Genomic DNA, 1,559 nt, shown 5'->3' with positions numbered 1-1,559 from the left:
GGGGGGGGGGGGGGGGGATGGGGGGAGGTGGGGACAAGACCGGCTTAGGCCTACGGGGGGAAACCCCCCCCCCCCCCCCGGCCGGTGCACGCCCTGGAGGTGTCAGTCCTGTGCGGCGGCGCGCTGCTCGTAGCCCACCAGGCGCACGCAGACGGCGAGGCCCTCGATGGCGGCCTCCAGCTCGGCGAGGCCGGGGTAGCTGGGGGCGACGCGGATGACGGCGTCGCGCGGGTCGTCGCCGTACGGGTGGGTGGCGCCCGCCGGGGTCAGCACGATGCCGGCCTCGGCGGCGCGGCGCACGACCTCCTTGGCGCAGCCGTCGGGCACGGTCAGCGTGACGAAGTAGCCGCCCTTGGGCGCGGTCCACTCGGCGAGGCCGTTGGAGCCCAGCTCGGCGTCGAGGATGCGGGCCACGGCGGCGAACTTGGGCTCCAGCAGGGCACGCTGGCGCTCCATGTGGGCGCGGACACCGTCGGCGTCGCGCAGGAACATCACGTGCCGGAGCTGGTTGATCTTGTCCGGGCCGATCGAGCGCTTGCCGTTGTTGGCGAGCAGCCAGGAGACGTTGGCGGGCGAGGAGCCGAAGAAGGCGACACCGGCACCGGCCGCGGTGATCTTCGAGGTGGAGCCGAAGATGAAGACCCGGTCGGCGTGGCCGCTCGCCTCGCAGGCGGCGAGCACGTCGGCGATCTGGATCTGCTCGTCGGTGAGGTGGTGGGCGGCGTAGGCGTTGTCCCAGAAGATGCGGAAGTCCGGGGCGGCGGTGGGCATCGCGGCGAGGCGGCGGACGGTCTCGTCGCTGTAGACGACGCCGTCGGGGTTGCTGTACTTCGGCACGCACCAGATGCCCTTGACGGCCGGGTCCTCGGCGACGAGGCGCTCGACGGTGTCCATGTCGGGGCCGTCGGCGGTCATCGGCACCTGGATCATGTCGATGCCGAAGCGCTCGCAGAGCGCGAAGTGACGGTCGTAGCCGGGGACCGGGCAGAGGAAGGCGATGCGCTCCTGGTCGACCCAGCGGGATTCGGCGCCGGGCAGGACGCTCAGCAGGGCGTGCACGATGCTGTCGTGCATCAGCTCCAGGCTGGAGTTACCGGCGGCGAGGAGCTGCGGGACCGGGACCTGGAGGACGTCGGCGAAGATCTCGCGCAGCTCCGGGAGGCCCTGGAGACCGCCGTAGTTGCGGACGTCGGTGCCGTTCGCGGCGGTGTGGCGGCCGCCGGGCAGGCTGAGCAGGTCCTCGGAGAGGTCGAGCTGCTCGGGGGCCGGCTTGCCGCGGGTCAGGTCGAGGGCGAGGCCGCGTCCGACGAGGTCCTTGTAGTCACTCCGTGCCTGGTCAAGGAGCTCGCTGAGGGTGGCGGCGCTCAGCTCGGTGGTCATGGTGTTTCCTCTCGACCGCGATGTTGCCGGGATGGCTCGGCTTGCCCTGAAGAGGATACAAACCGCCGGTCGGGCGGTGTCGGGGGGGGGGGGGGGGGGGGGGGGGGGGGGGGGGGGGGGGGGGGGGGGGGGGGAGGGGAGGAGGGGGGGGGGGGGGGAACCAACCACACCAGCTGGAG

1 protein-coding gene is annotated in these 1,559 nt (G+C 72.9%); it reads right to left on the bottom strand.

Going from position 1 to position 1,559, the window contains the following annotated elements; genetic code table 11:
• Positions 1 to 102 precede the first annotated feature (102 nt).
• The gene (locus ACZ4U4_RS30270) at positions 103 to 1,380 is read right to left on the bottom strand and encodes an aspartate aminotransferase type Ic (protein WP_467880959.1); all 1,278 of its coding nucleotides are present in this window, start codon (positions 1,378 to 1,380) and stop codon (positions 103 to 105) included.
• Between the last annotated feature and the right edge of the window lie 179 nt (positions 1,381 to 1,559).

The organism is Streptomyces sp. NPDC029159 (assembly GCF_055564055.1).
The sequence above is the reverse complement of the archived record's forward strand: the minus strand, read 5'-3'. Positions and strand labels throughout refer to the sequence as shown.